This is a genomic window from Thiomicrorhabdus aquaedulcis (assembly GCF_004001325.1).
Classification (GTDB): domain Bacteria; phylum Pseudomonadota; class Gammaproteobacteria; order Thiomicrospirales; family Thiomicrospiraceae; genus Thiomicrorhabdus; species Thiomicrorhabdus aquaedulcis.
Map to the genome: position 1 here is coordinate 1,330,099 of NZ_AP018722.1, position 14,102 is coordinate 1,344,200.

Sequence of the window (14,102 nt, forward strand, 5' to 3'; positions counted from 1 at the left end):
GCAAATCACTGTAAAGCGGTTGCGCCTAACACCTAAAAAAGGAAAAAATATGTCAACAGTTGTTATTGTAGGTTCTAGCACCGGTGGTTTGCCCATGGCGTATGATATTCGTAAGCACCTTGATAAGGGGCATACGGTAAAAGTGGTTAACGCCGTTGAAGAATTTAGTTTTGTGCCGTCTAACCCTTGGGTTGCGGTCGGCTGGCGTAAGGCCGAAGACATTTCGTTTAAGCTAGAGCCGTATTTAACGCGAAAAGGCATTGAGTTTTATCACCAAACGTGTGTTGGGTTAGACCCAAATGCCAATAAAATTACGTTGGATGACGGTCGAGAGCTTGAATACGACTACCTTATTTTAGCCACGGGCCCCGCGTTGGCGTTTGATGAAATTGAAGGCTTTGGCCCTAAAAGTCATGGCGGCCACACAGTTTCGGTGTGCACAACCCCGCATTCGGTTGAAGCCTATGATGAATGGGAAGATTTTTGCAAAGAGCCAGGCCCGATTGTAGTAGGCGCGGTGCAGGGCGCATCGTGCTTTGGTCCAGCGTATGAGTTTGCCATGATTATGGAAACCGATTTGCGTAAACGCAAATTACGCAGCCAAGTGCCCATTACATTTGTTACCGCTGAGCCATACATTGGGCATTTAGGCTTGGGTGGCGTGGGCGACTCTAAAGGCTTAATGGAATCAGAAATGCGCGCCCGCCACATTAATTGGATTTGCAACGCCAAAGTCACCAAAATTGAAGATGGCATGATGTTTGTTGACGAATACAGTAATCGGGGTGAGGTGATTGATCAACATCAACTGCCGTTTAAATACTCGATGATGTTGCCGGCCTTTAAAGGCAGTAAATTTTTACAACAAATGGTTGATGCTGACCCAGCCAAAGCCGGCGGTGCATTGGTAAACCCGCGTGGTTTTGTAAAAGTGGATCAATTTAGCCGTAACCCAACGTATCATAATATTTATGCCTTGGGCGTGGGCATTGCCATTCCTCCGGTTGACACCACGTGCCCTGTGCCCTGCGGAACGCCTAAAACCGGCTTGATGATTGAGTCGATGGTGACGGCCATTTGCCATAACATAGAAGCTAATTTGCAAGGCAAAGAGCCGTGCGAAGAGCCTACTTGGAACACAGTATGTTTAGCCGACATGGGCGATTCGGGTGCAGCATTTGTGGCGTTGCCACAAATTCCACCGCGTAATTTAACCTGGGCTAAAAAAGGCAAATGGGTGCATTTGGCTAAAATCGCGTTTGAAAAATACTTTATTCGCAACATGAAAGCCGGTAACTCTGAACCTATTTACCAAAAGTACATTATGAAAATGCTGGGCATTAGTCGCTTAAAATCCGAAAAATAAACCGTTTACCGCATTAAACGCGGTTAATATCATTTCTTGAGATGAATAGATGTACCACCGTTAAAACGCCCTTTTGGTCATGGCACTAAAAGGGCGTTTTTTTATGGCATTTTTAAACTATTTTTTCGTTACTTTTAGCCACGCCCCCTTATAATACCGCGCATGAGTATTTCCCTTTCATTACATTATTTAGATTTATTAGGTACGGTGGTGTTTGCCATTACCGGACTGCTCGCGGCCAGCCGTAAACAACTCGATTTGTTTGGTGCTATTGTTATTGCCATGGTTACAGCGATTGGTGGTGGAACGCTGCGTGATATTATTTTAGACCAACCTGTGTTTTGGATAAGCCAGCCCATGTATATTTATGTGATTGTGCTGTCGGCCTTATTTATGTTTTTTTACGCACGTTTTAAACCGGCGCCCATGCGTTTATTGTTATTATTAGACGCTTTGGGATTGGCCGTTTTTACCGTAATAGGCGCTCAAAAAGCGATGGCATTAGGATTAAGCGACCCTATTGTTATCATGACAGGTATTATGACGGGCGTGGCCGGCGGAGTCATTAGAGATGTTTTGGTGGGCGAAGTTCCGCTGATACTTCGTAAAGAGATTTACGCCACCGCCTCTTTTTTAGGTGCCAGTGTGTTTGTATTGGTAAACGATTACGCTCACCAAACTGAATGGGCTATTGGTTTAGCCATGTTAGTGGTGTTTGGCTTACGCATGATGGCTATTTTACGCGATTACAGTTTGCCTGTTTTTAGCCCTGTAGTGACGCCCACGCAAAAAAAACATACAGATTCGTCTAAAAAATAACTTAACAATTTTATTGAGATACCTATGCACGAGTGATGTGCAACAAAACTAATTGAATCCTAACCATTTTTATTTGAGACCTTTGCACGAGTGGGGTACGAGAAAAAAATGAAGAAAAATTTACCTGGTTGAGGCGGGAAACGCAGTGAATAGCTGGCTATTCACAAGTGACCGCCCAACGGAAGTACCTTTGGGGTGCAACGAAAAGCAGGAAAAATTTAACCATTTTTAGCCGTACATCCACTCGTGCAAAGGTCTCTATTTGTGCGTTAACACCTAAAAAAGTTTCATCCTGGCTTAAAGCCTTACTTTGATTGTTTTGATAACTGGAACCCAGACCCCTTATGTTTAAACTGCCCTACGAACTTTTATTAGGTTTGCGCTACACCAAGGCCAAACGCAGAAACGGATTTATTTCGTTTATCTCATTTTCATCCATGATTGGCATTGCTTTAGGCATTACCGCGTTAATAACCGTATTGTCGATTATGAACGGCTTTCAAGAAGAGTTGCGTGAACGAATTTTGGGCATGACATCACACATTACAGTGACTGAAAGCAACGAACGTTTGCAAAATTGGAACGCGTTATACAACAAAGTAATTAATCAGCCCCATGTATTGGGTGCCGCACCCAACATCATGGAACAAGGCATGCTTACCAATAACAACCAGGTAAAAGGTGCGGCCATTCGCGGAATATTACCCGAGTTTGAAGGGCAGGTTGCCGACATTCAAAGCAAAATGGTTTATGGCAGCCTCAACGACTTAACCGCCAACGGTTTTAACATTATTTTAGGTGGGCAATTGGCCAAAAGTTTGGGCGTAACCGTGGGCGATAAAATCACCCTTATTGCGCCCCAAGGCAGCGTGTCGCCCGTGGGCGTTGTACCCCGCATTAAACGTTTTACCGTAGTGGGTTTATTTGAAGCGGGCATGCACGAGTACGACAGCGGCTTGGCTATTATTCATATTGATGATGCCCAAAAAGTCTTTAAATACAATGATTCCTATGGCGCACTACAGCTTAAATTAGACGATTTATTTCTAGTCGGTCAAGTGCGTAAAAAGATTGCCGAGCAAATGGACGATGGGTATTTATTAAGAGATTGGACGCAACAACACGTCAACTTTTTTAAAGCCATTGAAATGGAAAAACGCATGATGTTTATTGTGTTAGCACTGATTATTATGGTGGCCGCGTTTAACATTGTTTCTACCATGGTCATGGTGGTAACCGACAAACAAAGTGACATTGCTGTACTGAGAACCATTGGTGCGACCCCTAACAGCATTATGCTTATTTTTATAATTCAGGGTTTAGTGATTGGTATATTAGGCTCCGTCATGGGTCTTATAGGTGGGATTAGTTTGGCCAGTAACATTGATGTTATTGTGCCGTTTGTAGAAGGGTTGTTGGGCATTCAATTTTTCCCACCCGACATTTATTACATTAGCCAAGTGCCCTCAAAACTTGACTGGAACGATGTATGGTCTATTACCATGATTGCCTTTATTTTAACTTTGTTGGCAACCTTGTACCCTGCGCGCAAAGCCGCTAAAACCCAACCTGCGGAGGCGTTACGTTATGAGTGATTTTATTAAAAGCAATTTAGTCCTAAAAGCCACTAACTTAAGCAAAGTGTATCAAGAAGCCAGTTTGTCTACGGCCGTGTTTGCTAGCTTAAATTTAGACGTGCAAGAAGGCGAAAAACTCGCCATTATTGGTAGCTCAGGTTCGGGTAAAAGCACCTTACTGCATTTATTGGCCGGTTTAGACCAACCAAGCTCGGGTGACGTGCAATTAATGGGGCAAGCGTTTTCAGGTTTAAATGAGGTAAAACGCGGTCGTTTACGCAACCAATATATGGGGTTTGTGTATCAGTTTCATTATTTATTGCCAGAGCTTACAGCACTCGAAAATGTCATGATGCCGCTCAGAATTCGTCGTGACTCGGCCAGCCAAGCACAAAAGCAGTCCCAAGTGTTGTTGCAACGCGTGGGATTAGGCCACCGCTTACACCACAAACCCAGTGAGCTGTCGGGAGGCGAACGCCAACGCGTTGCTATGGCTCGGGCATTAATTACTCAACCCAAGTGCATCTTGGCCGATGAGCCGACAGGAAACTTAGATTATCATTCGGCTGAGCAAGTCTTTAACTTAATGTTAGAACTCAATCAAGAGTTTGGCACCGCGTTACTGATTGTGACCCATGATTTAAGTTTGGCGGCCAAAATGGATCGCCAACTCATCTTGCGCGATGGCTCGTTACACACGCAATAACGGCTTATTTTAATTTGACCAGGCCTGGTGATTGCGTTTAACCAGGCCTGGTTATCTGTTTTAGTCTCTGTTTTTAATCAAATTTGTTGTAATCTGGATTTTTTATATGCTGTCTTTGCAAGGTTTAAGTGTTCGTGCGGGTCTAAAGTCGCTGTTTCAAGGGGTGAATTTAAACATTCATCCAGGGCAAAAAGTGGGGTTAATTGGCCAAAACGGCACGGGCAAAACCACGTTGTTTAAGGTCATTTTAGGCGAGGCGTCGCTTGACGCTGGACACATTGGCATTCCAGCTAATTGGTTAATTGGTTATGTGGCGCAAGAGGTTCATCAAAAAGAGGTTAACGCACTGGATTACGTAATGCACGGAGACAGTGTCTATGCGCAAGTTCAAGATCAACTTAAGGTGGCCGAACAAACTCATAATGAGGCCTTATTGGTCGAGTCGTATGACACTTTGGATAAAATTTCAGGCTATGAAGTGCCTCAAAAGGCTCAGCAACTATTGTATGGTTTGGGTTTTGTTGAAGACGATTTTTGCAAACAAATCAACGAGTTTTCGGGTGGCTGGCAAGTACGATTAAAGTTAGCGCGTGCCTTAATGCAACGTGCCGATTTACTCTTATTGGATGAACCCACTAACCATTTGGACATTGAAGCCGTCGCCTGGCTTGAGCAATGGTTAAAAGGGTTTTTGGGTGCGGTATTAGTGATTTCACACGACCGCGATTTTTTAGATCAAGTGGTGCAGGGCATTGCTCACATTCACGATCAAAAAATTACTTTTTACTCGGGAAATTTTGCCTCGTTTGAACGTCAACGCAACGAGCAAATAATGCAGCAACACGCGCTGCACGACAAGCAAAAGCAACAAATGCAGCATTTAAAAAGTTTTATTGAACGTTTTAAAGCCAAAGCCAGTAAAGCCAAACAAGCCCAAAGTAGGGTAAAAGCCTTAGAACGCATGGAAGAAGTGGCCGCTGTGCAAGCGTCTAATCCGTTTCAATTTCACTTTTTTGAACCTTTGCATCAACCCGATCCTATGATGAGTATTCAAAAAGTCAGCTTTGGTTATGATGAAAAATTGCTCTTAAATAAAGTCGATTTGGTATTGCGCGCCGGCGACCGTATTGGGCTGGTTGGCGTAAACGGCTCAGGTAAAACATCGCTTATTAAAGTGATTGTGGGTGATTTAGTTCCGCAAGCAGGCTTAGTGCAAACCAGTCATGGGGTTAAATTTGGGTACTTTGCTCAACACCAACTGGATTCTTTGCACTTAGAGCAAAGCCCATTGCAGCATTTATTGTCTATGCCAGAAGCGCCTTCGGATCAGCAAGCACGCGACTTTTTGGGCGGTTTTGGGTTTACAAATGAGCAGTGCTTGGCCAGTATTAAACACGCTTCGGGAGGTGAAAAAGCCCGTTTGGCGTTAGCATTAATCGTGTTTCAAAAACCCAATTTAATCATTTTAGATGAGCCTACTAACCATTTAGACATGGAAACCCGCGATGCCTTAGACATGGCGTTGCAAGATTTTACCGGAGCGTTAATTTTAGTCACCCATGATAAGCATTTGCTGGCCAGTATTGCCGACCAATTTTGGTGGGTGCACGAAGGTCAAGTGACGCTGTATAACGGTGATTTAGAGTCGTATTTGCAAGCGCGATTGCGATTAATTAAACAAAAACAAAATGAACAAAAAGCCACTCGACCCGATATTGCACCCTCTAAAAAGCAGTTACGCCAAGTTAATGCCCACGCCCGTAAACAGATTGATGCGGCGTTAAAGCCATTAAAGCTGACCATTGGTAAGCTTGAAAAACAACTTGATTTGGCTCAGGCACAATTAAACCAAGTGCACACACAAATGGAAGACGTGAGTTTGTATGAAGCACACAATAAAGCCCTGCTTACCGAATGTTTAATGGTGCAAGCGCGTGCCGAAAAAGAGATTGAAGCGTGTGAAATTCAATGGTTAGAACTGCAAGAAACGTTAGAAATAGAACAGGCCAAGGCAGAAGAGCAGTTTGTTTAGAATGAATTAAGATTGATTTATAGATTGATTTAAGTTAACTGAATAACTAAACATCTCAACATCTAAGCAAACTGCATTTTACATCAAGGTATCTCTGTTAAACGGCTCGTTTTTACTCATCATGCAGGGCATAAAAACAAACCGTTTAGGGCGTTACCCGTCTTAGTTAGACGCGGTAATGTTGTAACCACCGTCCACATACGTGATTTCGCCAGTAATACCCGAGGCCAAATCTGAGCATAAAAACGCGGCGGTATTGCCCACTTCTTCGATGCTCACATTACGTCTTAACGGCGTAGCAGCCGCGGCTTTATCCAGCATACTTCTAAAATCTTTAATGCCCGATGCGGCTAAGGTTCTAATAGGCCCGGCCGACACAGCGTTAACACGAATGCCATCTTGCCCTAAATCGGCGGCTAAATAACGTACCGTGGCTTCTAATGACGCTTTGGCAATGCCCATGACGTTGTAATTAGGCACCGCGCGTTCTGCACCTAAGTAAGAGATGGTTAATACCGCGCCGTTTTTGGCTTTAAGCATTTCATAAGCGGCTTTGGTGCACGCGGTTAGGCTGTATGCGCTAATGTCGTGCGCTAGGCTAAAACCACTGCGGGTTGACGCGTCAATCATGCGGCCTTCTAGTTCGGCGCGCGGAGCAAAGGCCACAGAGTGTACCAAAATATCTAAACCATCTGACCAGGCCTGGGCAAGTTGATTAAAAGTGTCGGTGATTTGTTCGTCACTGCCTACGTCTAATGGCAAAACCACTTTAGCGCCTAATTCTTCAGCAATCGCTTCAACGCGACTTTTTAACTTATCGTTTTGATAAGTTAAGGCGATTTCGGCTCCTTGAGCGTGCATCTGTTTAGCGATGCCGTAAGCGATGGATTTGTTGTTTGCGACACCAATAATTAAGGCTTTTTTGCCGGCTAAGAATCCCATGTTTTCTTCCTTTATTTATTCATTCGGTATTTTGATTGCGTAGCTAAGCGGCAAGATGCACGAACCAGCATTGCAGGCATTACGGCATTATAACGTTAAATTATTCGCTATAATGAGCCTTCTTTATAATTTACTAAGGTGTTGACGTGATGCAATCACTCAATAAGAGTTTATTTGGTAGGCTTTTAAATAGGGGCTTTATTGGGCGCGTTTTGTTGTCGTGCGGACTTTTAAGTGTGGCGATTCAGTCGCCGGTGTTGGCCAATACGCCTTGGAACAGTCCTTATAGCCATGACCAAATCGCGTCCAAAACCTTATTTAGCTCGTTTGATCAATCGCCCAAACACCTCGATCCGGTGGTATCTTACAGCTCAAATGAGTGGAGTATTTTAGGGCAAATTTATGAACCACCGTTGCAATACCACTATTTAAAACGACCTTACACCTTAGAGCCGTTAACCTTGCGCGAGATGCCAAAAGTGCGTTATTTGGACAAAGACGCTCAACCGGTTGACGCGCAGTTTGAAGCCATTGCGTATTCTGAATACACGTTTAGTCTTAAACCCGGGGTTTTGTACCAGCCGCATCCGGCGTTTGCACAAGATGCACAGGGTGAGGCGTTGTATTTTAATTTAGATCCAGCCACGCTTAACAGCCTAAACAACCTAAACGATTTACAGCAGGGCGCACAGCGCCAACTGCGAAGCGATGATTATGTGTATGCCATTAAACGCATGGCGTTGCGCCAAAATCATTCGCCTATTTTAGATTCCATGACTCAGTATATTGTTGGCCTAGAGGAATTTTCTAAGTCGGTTACCGCGCTGTACCAAACCCAATTAGACATTCAAAAACAGCACGCTGGCGAGGGCGAGTCACTTGGGGCTAAAGTCAGTTATTTTGACTTAAATAAGCATTCCATAAGTGGCGTGCAAGCCATTGATTCGCATAGTTTTAAAATCACCATTAAAGGCAAGTACCCGCAATTTTTGTATTGGTTGAGCATGAACTTTTTCGCCCCCATTCCTTGGGAAGTTGACCGATTTTACAAACAACCAGGCCTGGTTAAAAAGAACATTACTTTAGACACCTCACCAGTGGGTACAGGGCCGTATCAGTTGGTTGAAAACAATCCTAATAAGCAGATGCGGCTGTTAAAAAATCCTAATTATCGTGCCGATTTTTACCCCGTTGATGGCTTGCCTTCTGACGCTAATCCTAACTTATTGGCCGATGCCGGCAAGCCCATTCCGTTTATTGATGAGGTGATTTACTCGCTCGAAAAAGAGAGCGTGCCTTTGTGGAATAAGTTTTTGCAAGGCTATTACGATGCCTCAGGCTTAAGTTCGGACAGTTTTGATCAAGCCATCAGTGTGTCCAGCTCTGGGTCGATGAGTTTAACGCCCGAAATGGCTGAAAAAGGCATTCAATTTTTAAACGTGATTCAACCTTCAACTCTTTATTTTGGCTTTAACATGGCCGATGAACAGGTGGGTGGGTATTCTCCACAACAACAAAAGCTACGTCAAGCTATTAGCATTGCGCTTAATTTTGAAGAGTATATTTCTATTTTCATGAACGGCCGTGGCGTGGCCGCGCAGAGTCCTATTCCTCCAGGAATCTTTGGCTTTAACGAGGGGCAAGCCGGTATTAATCCGTGGGTTTACGATTGGCTTGAACAACGCCCACAACGTAAGTCGATTGACGTGGCCAAAGCCTTGTTGGCCGAAGCGGGCTATCCCAATGGCCGTTTGCCCAATGGTGAGCCGCTGGTCTTGCATTACGATACCGCAGCCACTGGGCCAGACAGTCAATCTTTGCTAAATTGGTATCGCAAACAGTTTGCCGCATTGGGCATTCAATTGGTTATTCGCGCCACGAATTACAATCGTTTTCAAGATAAGGTACGTGGGGCTAAAGTACAAATGTTTTCATGGGGTTGGAACGCTGACTACCCCGACCCTGAAAACTTTTTATTTTTATTGGCGGGCAAAAATGCCGCTATTAACACCAACGGTGCGGGCATAAACAGCAGTAATTATGACAACCCCAAATTTAACGCGTTGTTTGCACAAGTTCAAAACATGGACAATACCCCTGAACGCCAGGCATTGATTGATAAGATGGTGCACATCGCACAGCAAGATTCGCCTTGGGCATGGGGATACCACCCGCAGTCTTTGGCACTGTATCATTCTTGGTACCACAATGTTTGGGCTAATCCATTGGCCAACAATACGCTTAAATACAAGCGAATAGAGCCTGAGCAACGCAAGGTTTTACAAAATGAGTGGAATCAAGTGGTTACCTGGCCATTTTGGTTGTTGCTGTTGGTCATTATTGGGGCTATTTATCCGTTACGCAAAGCGTATGTTAAGCGGCAAAATGCAACGTTACTTTTGGCATCTCCGTTGGCGATAAACACGGTTGCAACGTCTACTTCGAGTAAGGACTAAATTATGTTTGCGTATATTGTTAGACGAATACTCATGGCCATTCCCATTTTAATTGGGGTCAATTTTATTACTTTTTCGCTGTTTTTTATGGTCAATACCCCCGATGATATGGCGCGCTCGCAATTGGGTGCAAAACAAACTACACCCGAAATGATACAGGCCTGGAAAGTGGATCACGGTTATGACAAACCGCTGTTTGTTAACACCGATGCAGAGGGTTTACACATTTTGAGTGAAACGCTGTTTGTACAACAGTCGCTTAAGTTATTTGTGTTTGATTTTGGACAATCAGACGCTGGACGGCAGATTTCGGCGGATATTTACGAACGCATGTGGCCGAGCCTATCGATTGCACTGCCCACTTTTTTTATTGGCTTAATCACAACCATTGCCCTGGCTTTACTGATTGTGTTGTTTAGGGGCACGGTACTGGATACTGCGGCCATGGTGGTGGCCGTGGCAATTATGTCTATTTCGGGTCTGTTTTACATTATTGCTGGCCAAGTATTATTCAGTAAAATATGGCATTGGGTACCCATTTCAGGGTATGAAAACGGCTGGGATGGCGTTAAATTTTTAATTTTACCGGTATTAATTGGCGTGTTTGCCGGGCTGGGTGCCGGCGTGCGCTGGTATCGCAGTATCTTTTTGGAAGAAATTAATAAAGAGTACATTCGTACTGCGCGCGCTAAAGGATTGTCTGAAATAAAAGTGCTGTTTTCACACGTTTTACAAAATGGTTTATTGCCTATTTTAACCGGTGTGGTGGTGGTCATTCCAAGCCTGTTTATGGGCAGTTTAATCATGGAATCGTTTTTTGGTATACCAGGCCTGGGCAGTTACACCATTGATGCCATTAACGCCCAAGACTTTTCCATTGTAAAAGCCATGGTGTTTTTGGGTTCGGTGCTTTACATTGTGGGGCTTATTTTGACCGATATTTCATACACTTTTTTTGATCCCCGCGTCAAATTGACCTAATCAAAATCGTTACAAAATCGTTAGCATAGGATGGTAAACATGACTGTTGTTTTTTTATGGACCGATATCATGGTCTGGAGTTTGGTCTTTATCATTGTTTTGGCCATTAAATCCGCCAGACAATCTATGCACACCCGCCAACAATGGCGGCGTGTTTTTGCCTCTCCCATCGCCATGAGTTCGACGATAATTTTGATGTTTTACCTGACGTTTGCATTATTGGATTCAGTGCATTTAAAACAAACAGTTTCTACTCATGCAACCCAAGCAGACAGTTCATCAGCAAGTACAAACACCGCTTTGCCATCCACCATCAATCAATCGGTGTATAGCCTATTAGATTTAGGGTTAATGCACTTAATTGAACAACAAGAACGCACCTATTCGGCGCCATTTGCGCTAACCGAATACAGCAGTTCTTTGGTGTACGACGCGCAAGGTCAAGTACAGCAACGTTACGTACCATTGCAATACGCGGGGCAACATTTACTCTTACCAACACACGAGACAGCGCATGACATTACCCAGCAGCAAATAGCCCGCGATGTACTCATAAAAAGCGCGCAGGCCTTAGGTGGTGCGATGCTGTTTATGTTGGTGGTCTTGAGTTTGTATACCCTGCGTTATAAGCACGTAAATAAGGCAACAGACACGATTAAGTTGCCGCTTAGAGCGGCTTATATCACGGTGTTTGTGGTAATAAGCTTGCTAACAATCGCTTATTATTTAAGCCACTTTTATCACGTGCTGGGCACCGATAAAGTGGGGGCTGATGTCCTGTATAAATCGTTAAAAAGCATTCGCACTGGCGTCTTAATTGGTGTGCTAACCACCTTGGTTATGTTGCCGTTAGCGTTAATTTTGGGCATAAGTGCCGGTTATTTTAAAGGCTGGGTAGACGATGTGATTCAGTACCTTTACACCACGTTAAATTCGATTCCTGGAGTATTATTGATTGCAGCGGCGGTGTTGGTTATGCAAGTCATGATGAGCAATCACCCCGAGTGGTTTACCAGCACCGAAGAACGCGCCGACATGAGGTTGTTGTTTTTAATTTTTATTTTAGGGGTGACAAGTTGGACTGGCTTATGCCGTTTATTGCGCGCCGAAACCTTAAAAATAAGTCAAATTGAATATGTGAGTGCGGCCAAAGCGTTTGGCGTAGGGCCGTTTGGCATTATAAAACGTCACATTATGCCCAATTTAATGCACTTGGTACTGATTGCATTGGTACTTGATTTTAGTGGCTTGGTGCTCGCCGAGGCGGTGTTGTCGTATGTGGGCGTTGGGGTTGACCCCACCATGCACAGTTGGGGCAATATGATTAACCAAGCGCGTTTAGAAATGGCGCGTGAGCCTATGGTTTGGTGGTCGCTGTTTTCGGCGTTCTTTTTTATGTTTATTTTGGTGCTGGCGGCAAATTTATTTTCAGATCGCGTGCAAACCGTCTTAGATCCGCGTGGTCAAAAATAGGAAGTTGGTATGAGTGAATTACCCTTGTTAACGGCGTTACCGGTGCTGTGCGTTAAAAATTTACAAATATTTGCCGGCAACACTGTGTTAGTTAATCGGCTTAACTTTGACATTAAGCCAGGCGAAATTTTCGCTTTAGTAGGCGAATCCGGCAGCGGAAAGTCATTAACTTCATTGGCTATTATGCGTTTGTTACCGCCCGCTTTAAGCGTATCCGCTGATTGGGTTAAGTTGCATCAAGATGATTTATTTGCCTTGCCCGAATATAAAATGCAGGCGGTGCGCGGTCGTAAAGTGGCCATGATTTTTCAAGAGCCTATGACCTCGCTTAACCCTGTTATGAAAGTGGGTGAACAAGTTGCCGAGGTACTTCGGGTGCATCTTAAACTGTCAAGCAAAGCGGCACGCGCGCAAGTGGTGAGTTTGTTTGAAGAGGTGGGCATTCCCAACCCCAGTGAGCGTTACGATTGGTATGCACATCAATTGTCTGGTGGGCAAAAGCAGCGGGTGATGATTGCCATGGCACTCGCGTGTGAACCCGATTTATTGATTGCCGACGAACCGACTACTGCGCTGGATGTGACCATTCAAGCGCAAGTATTGGATTTACTCAAGCAGATTCGCGACAAGCGCGGCTTGGCCATCTTGTTTATTACCCACGACATGGGCGTGGTAAGCGAAATGGCCGATACGGTTGCCGTAATGCGCCAGGGTGAAATTGTTGAAATGGCCGAAAAAAACCAATTTTTTAACGCCCCGCAACATCCCTACACGCAAAAATTACTGCAAGACGCTGTTCCTAAAAAGCAGTTTAGGGTAATCAACGATGGGCACACCGTCTTAAAACTGCACGATTTAAAAGTGCACTTTCCCATTAAAAAAGGCCTGTTTCAGCGCACTGTGGGTTACGTTAAAGCGGTCGATGGTGTGTGTTTAGAGATTAAAAAAGGCCAAACATTGGCGCTGGTGGGCGAGTCGGGCAGCGGCAAAAGCACCATTGGACAGGCCATTTTAAAATTAGTGCATACCACCGACGGGGCGGTGTTTTTTAACGCACACGACTCGAATGGGACAGACAGTGGTGTCAATTTAAGTCAATTGTCCGAAAAACAGATGAAGCCGTTTCGTAAAAAAGTCCAAGTGATTTTTCAAGATCCTTTTTCGGCCTTAAATCCGCGCATGACCATTCAAGAAATTATTAGAGAAGGCATGGTGAGCTTAAAAGTAGGCCCACAAAACCGCGCATGGCAAGACCAACGCATTGAAGCACTTTTGGCGCAAGTGGGGCTGTTGAGTGAGCATAAAACCCGTTACCCACACGAATTTTCGGGCGGACAGCGCCAACGCATTGGCATTGCCAGGGCGTTGGCGGTAGAGCCAGAATTAATTATTTGCGACGAGCCCACCAGCGCACTGGACGTTACCGTGCGGGCGCAAGTATTGGATTTGTTAGAAGATTTGCAAAAAGAGTACGGTATGTCGTATCTGTTTATCACCCATGACCTGTCTATTATTCCGGGCATTGCCCACCACGTGGCGGTGATGCAGCAGGGTAAAATTGTTGAACAAGGCTCGGTACAAAGCGTTCTGCAAAACCCCCAACATCCTTACACTAAGGCATTGTTAAGTTCTGCACCCAAGTTGATTCAGCAGACTTTGCTCACATAATGTGATGTTAATGAGTGTTAATGGGTGTTAATGGGTGTAAAGCGCTTTAAACACGTTGACCAGGCCTGGTCAACGTTCTTTC

Annotated in this window: 10 protein-coding genes; 9 read left to right on the top strand and 1 reads right to left on the bottom strand. The window is 44.5% G+C overall.

Annotation, left to right across the window (positions count from 1 at the left end):
• Positions 1–49: 49 nt before the first annotated feature.
• The 5 genes from EP181_RS06090 to EP181_RS06110 all read left to right on the top strand — a co-directional run bounded on the left by EP181_RS06090 (position 50) and on the right by EP181_RS06110 (position 6,500).
• Entirely contained in the window at positions 50–1,366 is a 1,317-nt protein-coding gene (locus EP181_RS06090; protein ID WP_127470859.1) for an NAD(P)/FAD-dependent oxidoreductase, read from the top strand.
• A 162-nt stretch (positions 1,367–1,528) separates the two neighbouring features.
• Complete coding sequence (locus EP181_RS06095) at positions 1,529–2,185, top strand: trimeric intracellular cation channel family protein (protein WP_127470860.1); 657 nt, start codon at positions 1,529–1,531, stop codon at positions 2,183–2,185.
• 344 nt (positions 2,186–2,529) lie between these two features.
• The gene (locus EP181_RS06100) at positions 2,530–3,780 is read left to right on the top strand and encodes a lipoprotein-releasing ABC transporter permease subunit (protein ID WP_127470861.1); all 1,251 of its coding nucleotides are present in this window, start codon (positions 2,530–2,532) and stop codon (positions 3,778–3,780) included.
• Positions 3,773–4,468, top strand: coding sequence for a lipoprotein-releasing ABC transporter ATP-binding protein LolD (lolD, locus tag EP181_RS06105; RefSeq protein WP_127470862.1), 696 nt, complete (start codon positions 3,773–3,775; stop codon positions 4,466–4,468). Before EP181_RS06100 ends, lolD begins: the two co-directional genes overlap by 8 nt.
• Positions 4,469–4,574: 106 nt before the next feature.
• Complete coding sequence (locus tag EP181_RS06110; protein WP_127470863.1) at positions 4,575–6,500, top strand: ABC-F family ATP-binding cassette domain-containing protein; 1,926 nt, start codon at positions 4,575–4,577, stop codon at positions 6,498–6,500.
• Positions 6,501–6,662: 162 nt separating this feature from the next.
• Here EP181_RS06110 and EP181_RS06115 read toward each other — a convergent pair whose 3' ends face one another.
• The gene (locus EP181_RS06115) at positions 6,663–7,442 is read right to left on the bottom strand and encodes an enoyl-ACP reductase FabI (RefSeq protein ID WP_127470864.1); all 780 of its coding nucleotides are present in this window, start codon (positions 7,440–7,442) and stop codon (positions 6,663–6,665) included.
• Between the two features lie 149 nt (positions 7,443–7,591).
• On the opposite strand from EP181_RS06115, the gene EP181_RS06120 reads away from it, so the two are divergent.
• From EP181_RS06120 to EP181_RS06135, 4 genes are read left to right on the top strand one after another with little or no spacing between them, the layout of a single operon-like run.
• The gene (locus EP181_RS06120; RefSeq protein ID WP_127470865.1) at positions 7,592–9,898 is read left to right on the top strand and encodes an ABC transporter substrate-binding protein; all 2,307 of its coding nucleotides are present in this window, start codon (positions 7,592–7,594) and stop codon (positions 9,896–9,898) included.
• 3 nt (positions 9,899–9,901) lie between these two features.
• Positions 9,902–10,879 (top strand): ABC transporter permease, encoded by a 978-nt coding sequence (locus EP181_RS06125; RefSeq protein ID WP_127470866.1) that lies wholly within the window; start codon positions 9,902–9,904, stop codon positions 10,877–10,879.
• Positions 10,880–10,918: 39 nt separating this feature from the next.
• Positions 10,919–12,352, top strand: coding sequence for an ABC transporter permease (locus EP181_RS06130; protein WP_127470867.1), 1,434 nt, complete (start codon positions 10,919–10,921; stop codon positions 12,350–12,352).
• Positions 12,353–12,361: 9 nt separating this feature from the next.
• Positions 12,362–14,020: an ABC transporter ATP-binding protein gene (locus EP181_RS06135; protein WP_127470868.1), complete on the top strand. Its 1,659-nt coding sequence runs from the start codon at positions 12,362–12,364 to the stop codon at positions 14,018–14,020.
• Positions 14,021–14,102: the final 82 nt, after the last annotated feature.